The sequence below is a fragment of the Nocardioides jejuensis genome, assembly GCF_004337475.1.
Classification (GTDB): Bacteria; Actinomycetota; Actinomycetes; order Propionibacteriales; family Nocardioidaceae; genus Nocardioides; species Nocardioides jejuensis.
In genome coordinates, this window is sequence record NZ_SJZJ01000015.1 from 1 (window position 1) to 17,767 (window position 17,767).

The 17,767-nt window shown below is 69.4% G+C and carries 16 protein-coding genes; 2 read left to right on the top strand and 14 right to left on the bottom strand.

The annotated features are described in order from the left end of the window. Window positions 1–56: 56 nt before the first annotated feature. The 9 genes from mqo to EPD65_RS09740 form a co-directional block, all read right to left on the bottom strand. Window positions 57–1,553, bottom strand: a complete 1,497-nt coding sequence (gene mqo, locus EPD65_RS09705) for a malate dehydrogenase (quinone) (RefSeq protein WP_131583570.1) — start codon at window positions 1,551–1,553, stop codon at window positions 57–59. 73 nt (window positions 1,554–1,626) lie between these two features. After that, on the bottom strand, window positions 1,627–1,761 hold the full coding sequence (locus EPD65_RS16655; protein ID WP_279387560.1) for a hypothetical protein: 135 nt from the start codon (window positions 1,759–1,761) through the stop codon (window positions 1,627–1,629). Window positions 1,762–1,925: 164 nt separating this feature from the next. Next, window positions 1,926–3,071 carry an acyl-CoA dehydrogenase family protein gene (locus EPD65_RS09710; RefSeq protein WP_131583572.1) on the bottom strand — a complete coding sequence of 382 codons (1,146 nt, stop codon included), beginning with the start codon at window positions 3,069–3,071 and terminating at the stop codon, window positions 1,926–1,928. Between the two features lie 82 nt (window positions 3,072–3,153). Further along, window positions 3,154–3,957: an alpha/beta fold hydrolase gene (locus tag EPD65_RS09715; RefSeq protein WP_131583573.1), complete on the bottom strand. Its 804-nt coding sequence runs from the start codon at window positions 3,955–3,957 to the stop codon at window positions 3,154–3,156. A gap of 7 nt (window positions 3,958–3,964) precedes the next feature. Further along, complete coding sequence (locus EPD65_RS09720; protein WP_131583574.1) at window positions 3,965–6,175, bottom strand: acyl-CoA dehydrogenase family protein; 2,211 nt, start codon at window positions 6,173–6,175, stop codon at window positions 3,965–3,967. Between the two features lie 55 nt (window positions 6,176–6,230). Further along, window positions 6,231–7,100 (bottom strand): SDR family oxidoreductase, encoded by an 870-nt coding sequence (locus EPD65_RS09725; protein ID WP_131583576.1) that lies wholly within the window; start codon window positions 7,098–7,100, stop codon window positions 6,231–6,233. Window positions 7,101–7,154: 54 nt separating this feature from the next. Next, a complete protein-coding gene (locus EPD65_RS09730) occupies window positions 7,155–8,039 on the bottom strand; it encodes a MaoC/PaaZ C-terminal domain-containing protein (RefSeq protein ID WP_131583578.1) in 885 nt (294 codons plus the stop codon). Between the two features lie 30 nt (window positions 8,040–8,069). Continuing rightward, window positions 8,070–8,510: a type II toxin-antitoxin system Rv0910 family toxin gene (locus tag EPD65_RS09735; protein ID WP_131583580.1), complete on the bottom strand. Its 441-nt coding sequence runs from the start codon at window positions 8,508–8,510 to the stop codon at window positions 8,070–8,072. A gap of 71 nt (window positions 8,511–8,581) precedes the next feature. Next, the gene (locus EPD65_RS09740) at window positions 8,582–9,778 is read right to left on the bottom strand and encodes a lipid-transfer protein (RefSeq protein ID WP_131583582.1); all 1,197 of its coding nucleotides are present in this window, start codon (window positions 9,776–9,778) and stop codon (window positions 8,582–8,584) included. A 120-nt stretch (window positions 9,779–9,898) separates the two neighbouring features. On the opposite strand from EPD65_RS09740, the gene EPD65_RS09745 reads away from it, so the two are divergent. After that, window positions 9,899–10,594, top strand: a complete 696-nt coding sequence (locus EPD65_RS09745) for a TetR/AcrR family transcriptional regulator (protein ID WP_131583584.1) — start codon at window positions 9,899–9,901, stop codon at window positions 10,592–10,594. 133 nt (window positions 10,595–10,727) lie between these two features. Continuing rightward, window positions 10,728–12,035 (top strand): acyl-CoA dehydrogenase family protein, encoded by a 1,308-nt coding sequence (locus EPD65_RS09750; RefSeq protein ID WP_131583586.1) that lies wholly within the window; start codon window positions 10,728–10,730, stop codon window positions 12,033–12,035. 87 nt (window positions 12,036–12,122) lie between these two features. Here EPD65_RS09750 and EPD65_RS09755 read toward each other — a convergent pair whose 3' ends face one another. The 5 genes from EPD65_RS09755 to EPD65_RS09775 form a co-directional block, all read right to left on the bottom strand. Beyond that, window positions 12,123–13,610, bottom strand: coding sequence for a flavin-containing monooxygenase (locus EPD65_RS09755; RefSeq protein ID WP_131583588.1), 1,488 nt, complete (start codon window positions 13,608–13,610; stop codon window positions 12,123–12,125). After that, entirely contained in the window at window positions 13,607–14,449 is an 843-nt protein-coding gene (locus EPD65_RS09760; RefSeq protein ID WP_131583590.1) for an SDR family oxidoreductase, read from the bottom strand. The genes EPD65_RS09755 and EPD65_RS09760 overlap by 4 nt, the downstream gene beginning before the upstream one ends. Window positions 14,450–14,532: 83 nt before the next feature. Beyond that, window positions 14,533–15,627 carry an alpha/beta hydrolase gene (locus EPD65_RS09765; protein WP_131583592.1) on the bottom strand — a complete coding sequence of 365 codons (1,095 nt, stop codon included), beginning with the start codon at window positions 15,625–15,627 and terminating at the stop codon, window positions 14,533–14,535. Next, on the bottom strand, window positions 15,624–17,219 hold the full coding sequence (locus EPD65_RS09770; protein WP_131583594.1) for an AMP-binding protein: 1,596 nt from the start codon (window positions 17,217–17,219) through the stop codon (window positions 15,624–15,626). The genes EPD65_RS09765 and EPD65_RS09770 overlap by 4 nt, the downstream gene beginning before the upstream one ends. A 130-nt stretch (window positions 17,220–17,349) precedes the next feature. Then, complete coding sequence (locus tag EPD65_RS09775; protein WP_131583596.1) at window positions 17,350–17,760, bottom strand: DoxX family protein; 411 nt, start codon at window positions 17,758–17,760, stop codon at window positions 17,350–17,352. Window positions 17,761–17,767 lie beyond the last annotated feature (7 nt).

Consider the following 17,767-nt stretch of genomic DNA (forward strand, 5'->3'; position numbering starts at 1 on the left):
CGGCCAAACTGTCAGACTGACAGTTTGGCCGCCTCCGGAGGATGACCAGGTGGAGGTCAGGCGACCTCGGGCACCTCGGGTAGGTCCAGACCCAGCACCTCGGCGGTGCGCTTCTGGACCTCGCGGGCCAGGCCCGGCTCGTCGGAGAGCTTATGGCCGTGGCTCGGGACCATCTCGGTGAGCTTCGGCTGCCAGCCGTCCCACTGCGAGGGGAAGCAGCGCTCGAGGACCTCGAACATGATCGGCGCGGCCGTCGAGGCGCCCGGGGAGGCGCCCAGCAGGCCGGCGATGGAGCCGTCGGCGTGGGTGATGACCTCGGTGCCGAACTGCAGCACGCCGTTGGGGCGGATCACCTGGACGCGCTGGCCGGCGATGATCTTCTGCCAGTCCTTCATGTCGGCATCCGGGAAGAAGTCGAGGAGGTCCTTGAACTTCGTCTTCGGGCGCGAGATGAGCTGCGTGATCAGGTAGATCGTCAGCGGGATGTTGGCCAGGCCCGACCGCATCATGGGGATCAGGTTGTGCCAGCGGATCGCCTTGAACATGTCGAGCAGCGAGCCGTGCTTGAGGTAGCGCGGCGAGAAGCCGGCGTACGGGCCGAACATCAGGCTGGTCTTGCCGTTGACGACGCGGGTGTCGAGGTGCGGCACCGACATCGGCGGAGCACCGACGGCAGCCTTGCCGTAGACCTTGGCGTGGTGGCGCGCGACGATCTCCGGGTTGTCGGTGCGGAGGAACTCGCCGCTGACCGGGAAGCCGCCGAAGCCCTTGATCTCGGGGATCTTCGACTTCTGCAGCAGGGTGAGCGCACGGCCGCCAGCGCCGACGAAGACGAACCGCGCCCGGTGCTCGAACTTCTGGCCGTCCTTCTTGCCCTTGACGATCCACAGACCGTCGTCGGCACGCTTCACCTTCGAGACGTCGGCGTTGTAGTCGACGGTCAGGCCGCGCTCCGCGACGCTGCCGAGCAGCAGCTCGGTGAGCGCGCCGAAGTCGACGTCGGTGCCCTGGACGGCGTACGTCGCGGCGATCGGCTCGTCGCTGTCGCGGCCCTCGAGGAGGAGCGGCGCCCAGGCTCGGATCTGCTCGGGGTCCTCGGTGTAGAGCATGCCCTCGAAGAGCGGGTGCTCGGAGAGCAGGCGGTGACGCTCACGCAGGTACGCGACGTTGTCCGCGCCCCAGACGAAGCTCATGTGCGGCGTCGGGTGGATGAACGCGTCGGCGCTCGGCAGGCGACCGTTCTCGACCAGGAACGACCACAGCTGGCGGGAGAGCGCGAACTGCTCGTTGACCACGACGGCCTTCGAGATGTCGACGCTGCCGTCCTCGGCCTGCGGCGTGTAGTTGAGCTCGCACAGGGCGGCATGGCCCGTGCCGGCGTTGTTCCACGGACCGGTGGACTCGCGGGCCGGGCGGTCGAGGCGCTCGAGGACGCGGATCGTCCAGGACGGCTCGAGCTCGGCAATCATCGTGGCGAGGGTGGCACTCATGATGCCGCCGCCGATGAGGAGTACGTCGGTCGTGGTCTGCTGCGACTGGTTGGTCTCGGTCACGGAGTCATTCTGGCGCCATGTGAATGGATTCACGAAGTTGACGGCGCATTTCTGGACAACGTTTTGAGGAAAGTCACATGACGAGCGCAGCCAGGACGATCAGGACGGCGAGGACGAGCACCAGCGCCAGTCCCGAGGACTCGGGATCCACGCTCTGTCGTGCGGCCGCATGACGGGCGGTCGTAGGCTCGTCGGTCTGGATGCTCATCGGTGATTCCCCTGTGTTCCGAGATGGTGCGCAGCCGATCCCGGCCGCACGAGGGGGAGACCTTCCGATCGGTGATGCATGACGCGGTTCGGCGCAGATGTGGCTCAACGCACAGCGCCGGCCACCCGTGAGGGTGACCGGCGCGGCGTACGACGGAGGTGGATTCAGCCGAGGTTCAGGCTGCGGCCGATGATCTCGGTCATGATCTCGGAGGTGCCGCCGTAGATCCGCTGGACGCGGTTGTCGATGTAGGCCCGGGCGATCGGGTACTCGAGCATGTAGCCGTAGCCGCCGTGGAGCTGGACGCAGGCGTCGACGACGCGGCCCTGGACCTCGGTGGACCAGAGCTTCGCCTTGGCGGCGTCGGCGACGGAGAGCCCGCCGGCGTTGTGCTCGACGATGCAGCGGTCGATGTAGGTCTGGGTGATCTCGACCTCGGTCTCGAGCAGCGCGAGGCGGTGGCTGATCGTCTGCAGCGAGCCGATCGGCTTGCCGAAGGCCTTGCGGTCGCGGACGTACTGCTTGGTCCACTCCAGCGCGGCGCGGGCGCCGGCGATGGCACCGATGGCGATGTTGAGGCGCTCCTGCGGGAGGTTGTTGGTGAGGCCGAAGAAGCCCTCGCCCTCGTTGCCCAGCAGGTTGGCGGCGGGGACGCGGCAGTCCTCGAAGATCAGCTCGGAGGTGTCCTGGGCGTGCATGCCGACCTTCTCGAGGTTGCGGCCGCGCGAGAAGCCCGGGGTGCCCTCCTCGACGACGATCAGCGAGATGCCCTTGTGGGGGTGCTCGCCCGTGCGGCAGGCGAGGATCACGAGGTCGGCGTTCTGGCCGTTGGTGATGAACGTCTTCGCGCCGTTGATCACGTAGTCGTCGCCGTCGCGCACCGCCTTGGTGCGGATGCCCGAGAGGTCCGAGCCGGTGCCCGGCTCCGTCATCGCGATCGCGACGATCGACTCGCCCGACGCGACCTTCGGCAGCCAGCGGGCCTTCTGCTCGTCGGTGGTCAGCTCGAGCAGGTAGGGGAGGCAGATGTCGGAGTGCAGGGTCGGGCCGAGGATCGCGGGGCCGACGCCGGCGTACGCGCCCTCCTCGATGAAGATCGCGTTGAAGCGGAAGTCGTGCAGGCCCGCGCCGCCGTACTCCTCGGGGACCGCGGCGGTGAGGCCGAGCTCGGCGAGGTCGGTGAAGAGAGACTTCGGGACGATGCCGTCCTTCTCCCACTCCGGGTACGCCGGGACGACCTGGCGCTCGATGTACGCGCGGACGCTCTTGCGGAAGTCGTCGTGCTCGGGCTCGAAGATGTTGCGGTCCATGGCGCCATGTTAACGATCGCTAACCAGAAAGGGATACACCCTGTACCCGGTGGACGCCCGGGGCGTCAGGTCGTGCGGCCCGTCAGGCCGTGGCGACGTCCGGGCTCACCGACGCGCTGCCTGCGAGCAGGACGGCCGCGATCTGGGCCGGATCGTCGGCCATCGGCACATGACCGCAGCCCTCGAGGAGTACGTGGCGTGCGTGCGGCATGCGCCGGCGAGCGATGGCGGCCTGGTAGCCGAGCAGGATCCGGTCGTGCTCGCCCCACGCGATGGTCACCGGTACGTCGCTCGGGATCCGCCCGGTGAACGGCTCGGCCGCCGGGAAGATCTGCTTCATCGCCGGGATCGCGCGCCGCATGCCGCGGAGGTCGGCGACGAATTCCTCGTGCGGGATCAGGTCGCTGCGCGTGGAGACCATGGTGCCCATGACCCGCCGGGCGTGCGGCGATCGGGCGAGCGTGGGCACGACCGGCGCCATGAGCCGTGCGCTCGTCGTGAGCCAGGTGAAGACCGAGCGGATGTAGACGAAGTCCGCGGAGCCCCACCAGAAGGCCGCCGGCGACAGCCCGGTCGCGCTCGCGACGATGCCGTCGGCTGCGGCCTCGAGGGCGATCCGGCCGCCGAGGGAGTTCCCCGCGATGTGCGGCCGGTCGAGCCCCAGTGCGTCCAGCGTCTGCTCGAGCTCGCCGCGGATCGCGCCCTGCACGTCGCCGTCGCGCACGACGAGGTCCGGGGAGTCTCCGTGGCCCGGGAGATCGAGGAGGACGACGGTCCGGTGGTCGGTGAGGTGCTCCAGTACCGGATACCAGGCCTGGCGGCGGTGGGTCAGGCCGTGCAGCAGGACGAGCGGCGCTCCACTGCCGTGGATCTCGTGACTCAGCATCGTGACCTCACTGGGCGTCCCGCGGCAGGCCCAGCATGCGCTCGCCGATCAGGTTGAGCTGGACCTCCGTCGTGCCGCCGTAGATGGTCGTCGCGCGGCCACCGATCAGCTGCTCGAGGGCATGGTCGGTGCGCTCGCCTGGGACCGAGAAGGCGCCCGCCACGTCGAGGCTCGCGGTGATGAACTCCGCGATCTTCTGGCTGATGCTCATCGCCAGCAGCTTGTTGACCGAGGCCGTCGTGCCACTGTCGGCGCCGAGCAACTGCTTGAGGACGATCCGGTTGCTCATCACGTCGATCGCCTGCGACTCGGCGACGAGCTCGCCGATCTTCGCGCGCGTCACCGGTGTCAGGTCGCGGTCGCGGGTGAAGCGGAGCAGGTCGCTGTCGTTGGCGTACGCCGGCATCTTGCCGGACAGCGCCACGCGCTCGGAGGCCAGCGCGGTGCGCGTCACCTTCCAGCCGTCGTCGACCGTGCCGACGACGTACCTGTCCTCGATGAAGACGTCGTCGAAGAAGACCTCGTTGAAGAGCGCCGAGCCGGTCATCTCCCTGAGCGGGCGGATGTCGACACCCTCCTTGCTCATGTCGAGGAGGAAGTACGTGATGCCCTCGTGCTTGGGGGCGGTCGGGTTGGAGCGTGCGATGAGGATGCCCCAGTCGGAGAACTGAGCCATCGAGGTCCAGATCTTCTGGCCGTTGATCCGCCAGCCGCCCTCGACCTTGGTGGCCCTGGTCTGCAGCGAGGCGAGGTCGGAGCCGGAGCCCGGCTCGGAGAAGAGCTGGCACCACATGATGTCGCCGCGCAGCGTCGGCAGGCCGAACTCCTCCTTGAGCTCGTCGGAGCCGTAGCCGACGATCGAGGCGAGGGCCCAGATGCCCATCAGCAGGTTCGGTACCTGCACGCCAGCCGCCTTGATCTCCTGGGCGATGACGACCTGCTCGAGGGGGCCGGCGGAGCGGCCGTACGGCGCCGGGAAGTAGGGGAGCACCCATCCACCGTCACCGAGGGCGGCGAGGCGCTCGTCCTCGTCGTCGATCGCCTGGATCGCGTCGAGCTCGGCCCTCACCTGGGTGCGGATTGCCTCGGCCTCCGCCGGGAGCTCGATCTCGAGTGCCCGGGCGCGGCCAGCGATGAAGTCGTCGGCGACGCGGAGCGCGCGGATCTCGTGGCTGCCGAGGGCGGCGCGGGTGGCCAGTGCGCGGCGGTAGTAGAGGTGGGCGTCGTGCTCCCACGTGAAGCCGATGCCGCCGTGCGCCTGGATGCAGTCCTGCGTGACCCTGACAGCCAGCTCGGGAACCAGGGCGGCAGCAACCTTGCCGGCGAAGTCGGCCGTGTCGTCGCCCTTGTCGATCGCGGTCGCGGCGTCCCAGACGGCCGCGCGGGCCTGCTCGAGGGCGATGCCCATCCAGGCGCACTTGTGCTTGATTCCCTGGAAGAGGCCGATCGGTCGGCCGAACTGGACGCGGATCTTGGCGTACTCCGACGCGGTGGCGACCGACCAGGCGATGACGCCGGCGAGCTCGGCGCCCAGGACGACCGCGGTGATCGAGCGTGCACGGTCGGCGGTCAGCCCGGTGAGGACCCGGGCGGAGGGCACCAGCAGGTCGGTCGCGGTGACTCGGGCAGCGCTGCGCAGGACGTCCACGCTGTCCTGTGGTGCGACCTCGAGCTGGTCGGCCGGGACGGCGATCCACCGGGTGTCGCCATCGACGGACACCGGCAGGACGAGCAGGTCGGCGACGTCGCCGGCCGCGACGCCGTCCCAGGTGCCGCTGACCGCGAGGCCGCTGCTGTCGGCGACCGCAGTCGGCAGCGTGGTGCCTTCGGGGGCGACAGCAGCCGTCGTCGTACCGTCGATGAGGGACGGCAGCAGGGCGGTTGCCTCGCCACCTGCTGCCTGGATCAGGCCGGACGCCAGGACCGTCGGGACGAAGGCGCCCGGGATCGCGTGGCGACCGAGCGCTTCCAGCGCGACGGCGAGGGTGGTGAGGCCGCCGCCCGACCCGCCGTACTCGTCGGAGATGTGCAGGCCGAGCAGCTCGTAGTCGACCAGCGACTTCCAGAACGGCGGGAACTTCTCGGGCTTCCTGGCGTCGACGATCGCGCGGACGGCATCGGCGGAGAAGACGTTCTCTGCGAGGTCGGCGACTGCCGTGGCGAGGTCGACGTGCTCCTCGATGATGCCGAGACCGAGCTCGTAGTTCTGACGGGCCATGTGCGATGTGCTCCTGAGGGTGACGCGGGAGGGGTGGCGCGGGTGGTGGTGGGCGTCAGCCCAGTCGGTCAGCGAGGTCGGCGATCTCCCACGGACCTTCGGACTCGATGCAGCTCACCTCGTGCCAGCCCTGGAACTCCTGGATCACGCCGCCCTGGACGCCGAAGAACTTTCCGGTGAGCTTGCAGTCCTCGGCCGCGAGCCGGGCGACGATCGGGGAGATGTTGGACGGTGCGAACGCGTCGAACTCACCCTCCTCGACCTCGGCAGCGAACATCGCACCCATCCCCGGCGTGGCCAGGGTGAGACGCGTGCGGGCGATCGGTGCGATCACGTTGGCGCGTACGCCGTACCGGTCGAGCTCGTCGGCGGCGACCAGGGTCAGCGCGGCGACCGCGGCCTTGGCAGCGCCGTAGTTGGCCTGGCCGGCGTTGGGCATGAAGGTGCCTGAGGCGGACGCCGTGTTGATGATCGACGCGGCGACCGGCTTGCCCGCCTTCGACTGCTCCTTCCAGTACGCCGCGGCGTGATGGATCGGGGCGGCGGTGCCTTTGAGGACCACGGCGAGGACGGCGTCCCACTGGTGCTCCTCCATGGCCGGGATGAAGGCGTCGCGCAGGATGCCGGCGTTGTTGACGAGGATGTCGAGGCCGTCGAAGACGGTGATCGCCTGCTGCACGAGGTTCTCCGCGCCGCCCCAGGTGGCGACGTCGTCGGTGTTGGCCACGGCATCGCCGCCGGCGGCGAGGATCTCGTCGACGACCGCCTGTGCCGGACCAGCGTCGGAGCCGCTGCCGTCGTTGGCGCCGCCGAGGTCGTTGACGACCACCTTGGCGCCCTCGCGGGCGAGGAGGAGGGCGTGCTCGCGGCCGATGCCGCGACCGGCGCCGGTGACGATGGCGACGCGTCCGTCAAGGGTTCCCATGTGCGTGTCCTTTGGTGTTCGGTGATCGCGCAGGCGCGCGCGGCGGATCGAGATTCAGTGTGTGAAGACGGCGAGGCCGTCGCGGATGACGAGGGCATCGCCGACGGAGGTCTCGAAGCCGACGGCGCGGTCGCCCTCGGTCGTGGCGGGGAGCTCCCAGAAGCGGGTGGTGATGTCCTCGCCGGGAAGGACGGGCTTGGCGAAGCGGACCGCGAAGCGCTTGAGCCGGGTGACGTCGCCGTCGGCGAAGGAGTCGAGCGCGGCCCACGAGGTGAACGCCATCGTGCAGAGGCCGTGGTTGATGATGCCGGGCAGGCCGGACATCTGCGCGATCTCCTCATCGAGGTGGATCGGCATCGGGTCGCCGGAGGCAGGGGAGTAGCGGAAGGTCTGGTCCTCGTCGACGTGCGCAGTGACCTCGGCGATCGGCGTACCGGTGGTGAGGGCGGGGTCGAGGGCATGGCCGGGGGCGAGCTCACCGACGTCCTTGCCCGCGTCGACGCCGCGGAAGAACGCGGTGATGAACTGTTCGTTGACCAGGACGTCGTCCTGGTTGCGGGTCTCCGCCTTGACCACGACCGTCGAGCCGGTGCTCAGTGCCGCGTAGCCGGTGGCCCGCGCGCGACAGGTCAGCACGTCGCCGGGCCTGATCGGGGCGTGGAAGTGGAAGTCCTGCTCACCGTGCACGAGCTTCATCAGGAGCTCGACCGGCGCGACCTCGAGGGCGGCGGGCGCCATCGAGAAGAACGTCGGGACCACCGCGAAGACCGGCGAGGCGATCTCGCCCTTCAGGTGGGCCTCGATCGGGTCGTTCGTCGCGGCGGCGTACTCCGCGATGCGCTCACGGGTGACCTCGAAGACGACGTCTTCGGTCCACTCGCCGATGCCGTCGTCGTTGAAGCTGACGGGCGTGGTGGCCTTGAGGGTCTCGGTGCTCATCGCGGAGTACGCCTTTCGCTGCGTGGAGGGTCAGGCGGAGACGAGCTCGGCAAGCTGGGCGAGCGAGGCCTCGAGGTCGGCCGTGGTGTTCTTCGCGATGGCCTTGCCGATCGGGCCGACGACCATGGTTCCGTTGAACTCGGCGTCGATCGTCGCGTCGGAGCCGTTGCCGTTGTCGGCGACGGACATCGTGAACTTGATCTTCACGCCGGCCATGCCGGTGCCCTCGATCGTCATCGACTTGGGCGCGTTGGCCTCGGTGACGGTCCACTCGATCTTGTTGGCCATGCCCATGACGGAGACGACCTCGGTGATCTGGGTGCCGACCGTGATCGCGTCGGGCGCGGGCAGCTCCGACTTCCAGCTCTGGTGGATCTTGAGCCAGTCCTTGTAGCCCTCGAGGTTCGCGAGCGCGCCGTACGCGGTCTCGACGTCGACGGGGAGGGACTGGGTGACGGAAACGCTGGCCATGGTGGCTCCTTGGTGTGGTGGGGCGGATGAGCGGTGCTCGGCGATCGAGCAGCGCGGAGGGCGTGTCGGGATCAGGCGCGGCGGTACGCCGAGACGACGACGGCGCCGCCGAGCCCGATGTTGTGCTGCAGCGCGATGCCGCCGGCCTGGGCGGCGCGCTCGACCTGGCGCTTGTCGGCGGTGCCGCGCAGCTGCCAGGTGAGCTCGGAGCACTGGGCCAGGCCCGTGGCGCCGAGCGGGTGGCCCTTGGAGATCAGGCCTCCGGAGGGGTTGACGACCCAACGACCCCCGTACGTCGTGTCGTCGTTGTCGATGAGCTTGCCGGCCTCGCCGTCGGCGCAGAGGCCGAGCGCCTCGTAGGTGATCAGCTCGTTGGCCGAGAAGCAGTCGTGGAGCTCGATGACGGCGACGTCCTCCGGGCCGAAGCCGGCCTGCTCGTAGACCTGGCGCGCGGCCTCGCGGGACATCTCCTTGCCGACGAGTGACTGCGCCGAGTTGTCGGTGAAGGTCGACTCCATGTCGGTCACCATCGACTGGCCGATCATCTCGACCGCCTGGTCGGCCAGACCGTGCTTGTCGACGAACGCCTCGCTGGCGAGGATCACGGCGCCGGAGCCGTCGGACGTGGGGGAGCACTGCAGCTTGGTCAGCGGCGAGTAGATCATCGGCGCGTCCTGGATCTGCTCCAGGGTGTACTCGGTCTGGAACTGCGCGTACGGGTTGTTGACCGAGTGCTTGTGGTTCTTGAACCCGATCTTCGCGAAGTGCTCGAGCGTCGTGCCGTAGCGCTCCATGTGCTCGCGCCCTGCAGCGCCGAACATGAACGGCGCCGCCGGCAGGGAGAACTCCTGCAGCTCCGCCAGCGCCATCAGGTGGTCGAGCATCGGGTTGGTGCGGTCGTCGAAGTGCGAGGTGAGCGAGCCAGGCTGCATCTTCTCGAAGCCGAGGGCGAGCGTGCAGTCGTAGAGACCGCCCCGGATCGCCTGGGCCGCGAGGTAGAGCGCGGTCGACCCGGTCGAGCAGTTGTTGTTGACGTTCGTGATCGGGACGCCGGTCTTGCCGAGCTCGTAGACAGCGCGCTGGCCGGAGGTCGAATCGCCGTAGACGTAGCCGACGTGGACCTGCTGGATCGCGTCGTACGCGATGCCGGCGTCCTCGAGCGCCCTGGTGCCCGCTTCGCGGGCCATGTCCGGGTAGTCCCAGTCCTTCGCGCCGGGCTTCTCGAACTTCGTCATGCCGACGCCGACGACGTAGACCTTGTTAGCCATGCGATGGAGCCCTTCGTGGATGCGGGGTCGCTCGATGCGCCCTGTCTGAGACACGGTGTCCGAGGTAAAAACTAGGTTGGACACGGTGTCCAGTCAAGGACTCCGGTTAGGGTTTTGCGCATGAGTCAGGTTGTGGACGCCGCTGGTTCGGTCGACGGTCGCGATCGGCGCTGGGAGGACCACCGCCAGGAACGCCGCGAGCGACTGCTCGTCGCAGCCGTGGCGCTGATCGACCGCCAGGGTGGCGACGTCGGTGTCGCTGCCATCGCCGCCGAGGCAGGCATTCCGCGCTCGGTCGTCTACAAGCTCTTCCGTGACCGCGAGGACCTCGACGAGCAGATCCGGATCCGGATCATCCAGGAGGCGACGGCGACGCTGGCGCCGCTGCTGGTGCCGCGCGGCACGCTGCGCGAGATGGTCCGCGTCGCCGCCAAGACGTACGTCGACTGGGTCACCGCCCATGCGAACCTGCACCGCTTCATCGGCACCGGCTCGACCACGCGCCCGACGCCGGGCTCGCCGTCGATCGCAGGCGGCAAGGCAGCGTTCGCGCAGAACGTCGCGGACCTGGTCATCCTCCTGCTCAAGCACCTCGACCCTGCGGCCTCGGTGAGCAGGGGGTCAGCGGAGAACCTCGCCTTCGCCCTCACGGGTGTCACGGACAGCGTCGTCAACCGGTGGCTCGTCGCGGGCCGTTCGCGCAGCACGAAGAAGGAGCTGATCCAGTTCCTGACCGAGGCGTCGTGCGGCGTGATCCTCGGCGCGGCCGGGGTAGCGGGCGTCGACCTCGACCTGGATGCGCCCGTCGCCCTCTGACGCTTCGATGCGGCGAAATTTCTCCGCGCTGAAATCTATGCTGGACATGTTGTCCATGTAAGTATCTCCTCGTCCGACGGTGTCTGCCGTCACGTGCGCGGACTCGAGCCGCGCCCGATCGAGGAGGAACCGCATGCACCAGTGGTCCGACATGGACGAGGCGATCCGCGATGGGGTCCGCGACTGGATCGCGAAGAACTTCACGCCGGTCCGCGACGACATCGAGACGGGCGTCGTACCGCCGATGGAGCTCGCCCGGAAGCTCTTCGCCGACTTCGGTCTCGACGCCATGGCCGCCGATGCGGTCGACAAGCTGCTCGCGGCCGAGCGGAGGCGCGCGGAGAGGACGCCGGAGGAGATCGCCGCTCGCAAGGCCGAGAAGGCGGAGCGGAAGGCGTCCGCCGGAGACAAGGCGCCGACGGGTCTCCTTGCCGGCATGGAGGGTGTCGACTCGATGGGTGCCGTCCTGCTCGCCGAGCTGGCGGGCCAGAGCCTCGGCACGGTAGTGACCTACGGCGTCTCGCTCGGACTCGGCGCCGGCACCATCGCTGCGAAGGGCACGCTCGAGCAGAAGGAGCGGTGGCTGAAGAAGATCGTCACCGCCGAGCTGCTCTGCTCCTGGGCGATCACCGAGCCCGAGTCCGGCTCGGACGCCTTCGGTGGCATGAAGACCACGGTCCGGCGCGACGGCGACGAGTGGATCCTCAACGGGCACAAGACCTTCACCACCGGCGGTCCGTACGCCGACGTGATCGTCGTGTACGCGAAGCTCGACGAGGGGGACGGCACTCCGCTCCGCGACCGCCAGGTCCTCACCTTCGTCCTGGAGAAGGGCGACGCGGGCCTGATGCAGAGCAAGCCCTTCAAGAAGATGGGCATCATGAGCTCGCCGACCGGCGAACTGACCTTCGACAACGTGCGCCTCGGCATGGACCGGCTGCTCGGCGGCCCGAATGCCCTCGACCGCTCGCTGGCCGCCAACGACGGTCGCGAGAGCGCCAAGGCCAACTTCGTCATCGAGCGGGTCGGCTGCGCGGTGCTCTCGCTCGGCATCATCAACGAGTGCCACCGGCTCTCGGTGGATTACGCGAAGACCCGTGAGCTCTGGGGCAAGCCGATCGGCGACTTCCAGCTGATCCAGCTCAAGCTCGCGAAGATGGAGGTCGCACGCCTCAACTGCCAGAACATGGTCTTCAGTGCCCTCGGCCAGCTCCGCGCCGGCGCGATCCCGACGCTCGCCGAGGCCTCGGCGATGAAGCTCTACTCGACCGAGGCAGCCACGGACGTCGCGATGGAGGCCGTGCAGCTCTTCGGCGGCAACGGCTACATGGCGGAGTACCGCGTCGAGCAGCTGGCGCGCGACGCGAAGTCACTGATGATCTACGCCGGGTCGAACGAGATCCAGGTGACGCACGTGGCGAAGGGCCTGCTCGCCGGCTGATGCGTGCGCGATACCGATCAGTACGGCCCCTTTTCTGCAGGTTGAGGGGCCGTACTGATCGGTATCACGACAGGAGGCGCCCGTACGTCAGGCGTAGGCGTAGGCGTAGTCGTTGAGCGGGAAGTGCGCGTTGCGCCAGCGCACCTCGGGCGTGAACCCGGGCCGCAGCGGCACGTCGCCGTCCTTGGTGAAGTAGTAGCTGTTGGCCTGGGCGCACGATGGCTGCCAGAAGACCTGGGGGCCGCGGCGCTTGCGCACGGATGCCATGTAGCGCTCGTGCGCGCGTGACGTCACCTCGACCTCGGCCGCGCCGCGGCGGCGGGCCTCGGTGAGGACACGCACGATGTGGCTGGCCGTGGCCTCGACGAGCTGGAAGTACGACGAGCCGTTGTAGCCGTAGGGCCCGAAGGTCGTGAAGAAGTTCGGATAGCCCGGCGCCGACACGCCCTGGTAGGACTGCAGCCGGTCGGTCTCCCACCAGTCCGCGATGAGCACTCCCTCGCGGCCGGCGACGTCGTAGCCGGGCAGGGCGTCCTTCTCGGTCACCTTGAAGCCGGTCGCGAGCAGCAGCACGTCGACAGCGTGCTCGACGCCGTCGGCAGTCACGACGCCGGTCTCGGTGATCCGCTTGATGCCGCCGGTCTCCAGCGCCACGTTGTCGCGGTTGAACGTCGACAGGTAGCTGTTGTGGAAGCTCGGGCGCTTGCAGCCCAGGCCGTAGCGCGGGGTCAGCTTCTCGCGCGTCTCCGGGTCGTCGACCTGCGACTTCAGGTAGCTGAGGGCCATCGGCTCGAGCACCTTGCCCGCCTGCAGCGCACCGCCGTAGTGCGCCAGGAAGGGAAAGGTCGCCTCGACGTACAGGTCGCTGGCCAGGCGGGCCACGCGCTTGGCCCCGGGCAGCAGGCCGAGGCCGGCGCGCAGCGGCGCGACGAGCGGGAAGTCGGCCTTCGGGAGGCACCAGATCGGCGTCCGCTGGAAGACCGTGAGGTGCTCCACATCGGCGGCGATCGACGGGATGATCTGGACCGCCGACGCGCCCGTGCCGATGATCGCGACCCGCTTGCCGGCGAGGTCGGCAGCGTGGTCCCAGCGCGCGGTGTGCATGACGGTGCCGGCGAAGCTGTCGAGGCCCGCGATGTCGGGATACTTCGGCTGGCTCAGCGGGCCGCCCGCGTGGACGACGTGGGTCGCGGTCAGGTCACCGGTCGAGGTGGCGACGTCCCAGACACACTCCTCCTCGTCGTACGCCGCTGACGTCACCCGGGTCTCGAACCGGATCTGGTCGGCGAGGTCGAAGTCGGCGACCAGCCGGTCGGCGTACTGCTTGAGCTCGGCGCCCTTGGCGTAGCTGCGCGACCAGTCGGAGCGCTGCGCGTAGGAGAACTGGTAGCTGAACGACGGGATGTCGACGGCGACGCCCGGGTAGGTGTTCCAGTGCCACACGCCGCCCGCGCCATCGGCGTCGTCGACGAGGAGCACGTCCTCGAAGCCTGCCTTCTTCAGGGCGATGGCGACGCCGATGCCGGAGAAGCCCGCTCCGACGATGACGACGTCGTGGTGCTCGATGGTGCTCATCGGGAGCCTCCGATCCGGTCGAGGTAGCTCCGGCGTGCGGCGTCGTCGACCTTGCTGATGGGGGAGTCGTCCTTGAGCGCCTTGCGGATCGGTCGCATGATCCGCTCAGGCGAGACCATGCCGATCCGGGCGACCGCGCCGATGTAGCGCGGCACGGCCGTCTCCGAGCGCCGGTGCTTCACCGAGGCGACCACCTCCGCGGCGATGTCCTCCGGGTCGACCTGGGGCAAGAGTCCGAAGTCGATGCCCGAGGCGAGCTCGGTGCGGACCGCGCTCGGGAGCACGGCGGAGACGCTGACCCCGGTGCCGGCCGTCTCCATCCGCACCGACTGCGTCAGCCCGAGTGCGGCGAACTTGCTCGCGTTGTAGCCCGCCAGGCCCTGCAGCGGGAACCGGCCCACGAGCGAGCAGACGTTGACGACGTGGCCGCGGCCGCGCTCGATCATCCCCGGGAGCACGAGGCGCATGCCGATCGACGGACCCAGGACGTTGATCTCGTACGTCTTCCGGTCGACCTCGTCACGCTGCTCGAGGAACGGCGCCGACGGCATGATGCCCGCGTTGTTGACCAGAACGTCGACCGGTCGCCCGTGTGCCTCCTCGGCGGCGGCGAGGAAAGCGGCGTACGACGCACGGTCGGAGACGTCGAGCGAGTGGCCCGTCGCCCGCACACCAACCGACGCGGCTGCCTCGACGGACAGGGTCCCGTCGAGGTCGCCGATCGCGACACGAGCGCCGACGTCGTGGAAGGCACGGGCGGTCGCGAGTCCGATGCCGCGCGCGGCTCCGGTGATCACGACGAGGGCGCCGTCGAGGTCGATGGGGGCGAAGCGGCTCATGGCCTGCACGTTAGTGAGACACCATGTCCGATGTAAGTGGACGGCGGTGTCGCGCCCGTCACACGGTGCCGGTCGGCACCGCGTCAGTCGTCGTGAGCCGCCAGGTGGGCGTCGACCTCGGGCCACGTCGCCGTCGCGGCGCGCGGCGAGGCGATCAGGCCGAGGTGGCTGAGCCCCTTGACCTTCACGAACCGCACGTCGGCATTGCGGTAGGCCTCGGCACCGGCGCCGACCGAGGCGGCGTTCGCGAGGACGTCGGTGGTGCTGCCGATCAGCAGGAGCGGCGCGACCAGACGGTCCATCTCGACCACGACGTCGTCACGGAGATGGACACGACCCTTCGCCATGTCGTTCTCGCAGACCAGGCGCACGAGGGACTGGTGGTAGAAGCGGCCGGGGTAGCCGGGCATCGCGTCGACGAACTGGTCGACCGCGTTGATCCGCGCGAGCACCTCGGGCTGGTGCAGGTTGCGCAGCAGCGTCCATGGCTTGGTGATCTCGCGGACGGGCGCCATCCAGCGGTACCCGAGACGCGTGAACGGCGCGGTGGTGCCGCCGACGAGGGCGGTCGGAGCAACCAGGGGAAGCGCCCCGACGCGGTCATAGATCCACTGCACGCCCGCGTACGCCGGGTTCTTGCGGTAGTCCGTCGGGGTGCCGAAGGCACTGATCGAGGCGATCGGCAGCTCGGGCTGCCAGGCGGCGGTCAGGAGTGACATCGTGCCGCCGTGCGACCAGCCGACGAGGTGGACGCGTGCGCCGCCGTGGGCCTCCGAGATCCGCCGGATCGCGGTCGGCAGGATGCCGTCGATCCAGTCCTCGAAGCCCATGGTGCGGTCGCTGAAGCGGATCGCGCCGTAGTCGATCGTGTACGTCGGTCGGCCGGCGGTGCCGGATCCGTCGGTGCCGGATCCGTCGGTGCCCGTGAGGTGGGCGGAGAGGCTCTGGCCCTCGCGCAGGTCCCAGCAGGTGACGGGTACGGCGAGCGGGGTGACCAGGAGCACCGGGTTGCCGGACACCGGCGCGTCGGGAGCGACGCGCTCGACGCGGGCGTGCGGCTCGTCGTACAGGAGCTCCGTCGGCGTGCGCGAGGGATCCTCGAGCCCGTTGCCGAACCACGAGATGTCCCACGCGGTGCGGGCCATGCGGGTGGCGACGTGCAGGGGAGAGTCGGTCACTGGTCGGCGTTCCACTCGACGAGCTGGCGCTTGAGCACCTTGCCCGTGGGGTTGCGGGGGAGCTCGTCGACGAAGATGACGTCGCGCGGCACCTTGTAGCGAGCCAGGTTGTCGCGGACCAGGTCACGCACCTCGTCCTCGGTGAGCGACGCGCCGTCGTGGCAGGCCAGGAACGCGCGCAGGCGCATGCCGAAGCCGGGGTCCTCGACGCCGACGACCGCGACCTCGCGGACGGCGGCGTGGGTGATCAGCAGCTCCTCGACCTCGGCCGGGAAGACGTTCTCGCCGCCGGAGACGATCATGTCGTCGTCGCGGCCGTCGATGTAGAGCAGGCCGCGGTCGTCGAAGTGGCCGACGTCGCCGGTGGCGAGCATGCCGTCGATGATCTCCTTGTGGCCGCCGCCGGTGTAGCCCTCGAACGGGGTCACCGTGCCGACGAAGACCCGACCGCGCTCGCCCTTGGCGACCGGCTTGCCGTTGTCGCCGATGAGCACGACGCGCGAGCCGAGCATGGGGGTGCCGACGGAGGTGGGGTGCGAGCGGACGACGTCCGGGTTCGCCATCGTGGCGAGCGAGACCTCGGTCGAGCCGTACAGGTTGAAGATGACGTCGCCGAAGCGGTCCTGGAACTCCGCCGACACGGCGGCCGGCAGGGCCGAGCCCGAGCAGAACGCGGCCCGCAGCGACGAGGTGTCGTACTGCTCGGTCACCTCGGTCGGCAGCGCGAGGACGCGCTGCAGCAGCACGGGGACGACGCAGATCGCGGTCGCCCGGTGCTGCGCGATGTCGGCGACGAACGTCTCCGGGTCGAACGAACGACGCAGGACGACCGTCGAGCCGAGCGCGATCGTCATCATCGTCATGATCAGGCCGGTGCCGTGGAACAGCGGCGGGCCGATCACGGTGGCGCCGCGCGTCCGCATCGGGAGGCGGTCGAGCATGGCGCCAGGCAGCGTGTAGCCCTTCGGCTCGGTGCGCGGCGCGCCCTTCGGCGTACCGGTGGTGCCGGAGGTGAGCAGGATCAGGCGGCCGGGACGCGCCGGGCTCGGCGGGGGAGTCGCGGAGCCCTGCGCGATGTAGGCGTCGAGGTCGTCGGTCGTGGCCGCGATGTCGGTGGTGACGACGGGGATCGTCAGGTCCTCGGTGAGGTGCACGAGGTCGGTGTCGACGAAGAGCGCGTCCACGCCCTCGCGCTCGGCGACCTCGGTGGCCTGGCGCGGCGAGAAGCCGGTGTTGAGCCACACGGTGTTGAGGCCGGCGCGGGACGCAGCCCAGGCGACGATCAGCGGGTTGCGGTGGTTGCGCATCAGGATGCCGACGGTCTGCCCCGGCTCGTACGACGCGCGCAGGACGTTGCTGAGCTTGTTGATCGTCGCGTCGAGGTCGGCGTACGTGATCGTGCCGCGCTCGTCGGCGATCGCGGCCTGCTTGCCGTGGCGACCCGCGGCTGCGGCGACCGCGCCACCCATCGGGCCGTAGGCCTTCATCGCGAGGGCCATCCGGATGGTGTGGTCCGGGCGCGTCAGCGGAAGGACTCCGGCGCGGGCCATGGCGGCGAGGGAACGGCCTTCGAGGAGGGCGCGGTGCAGCATCTGGATCCTTCGGGGACGCGGTGACGGGTGGAGCCGTGTCGTGCGAAGAAACGCTGGACAGGGCGTCCTCGAAATGTAGTTCCGTTCCTGTGTACGCGGCAGTACTCAGAGGCGTGAGATGCGTCGCTCCTCAGCTGCGGGAGCGGTCGCGCCACGCTCCCGTGGACCACAGCGCCCACGCCACGAGCAGGGGCTGACCGGCGAGACGGGCCAGCCGCTTGCCGTCGGAGTCGAGCCCGAAGGCGTCCTTGTGCTCGACGTACTGGGCGATGTTGCCGGGGAAGATCGCGATGAAGAAGGCCGCCACGACGAAGCCGACGGTCACCCGGCGGCGAGCCCAGAGGAGCAGTGCCGAGCCGAGGCTGATCTCGACGGCACCCGACGCGAGCACGACCAGGTCGGTGTCGACCGGGAACCACGACGGGACCTGCGCGCGGAACTCCGTGCGGAGGAACGTCAGGTGACCGATGCCGGCGAAGGTCAGGAACGCTCCGAGGAGGAGCCGGGCGAGCGTGCGGGGCAGCGACGTCGGCGAATTCATGTCTGCA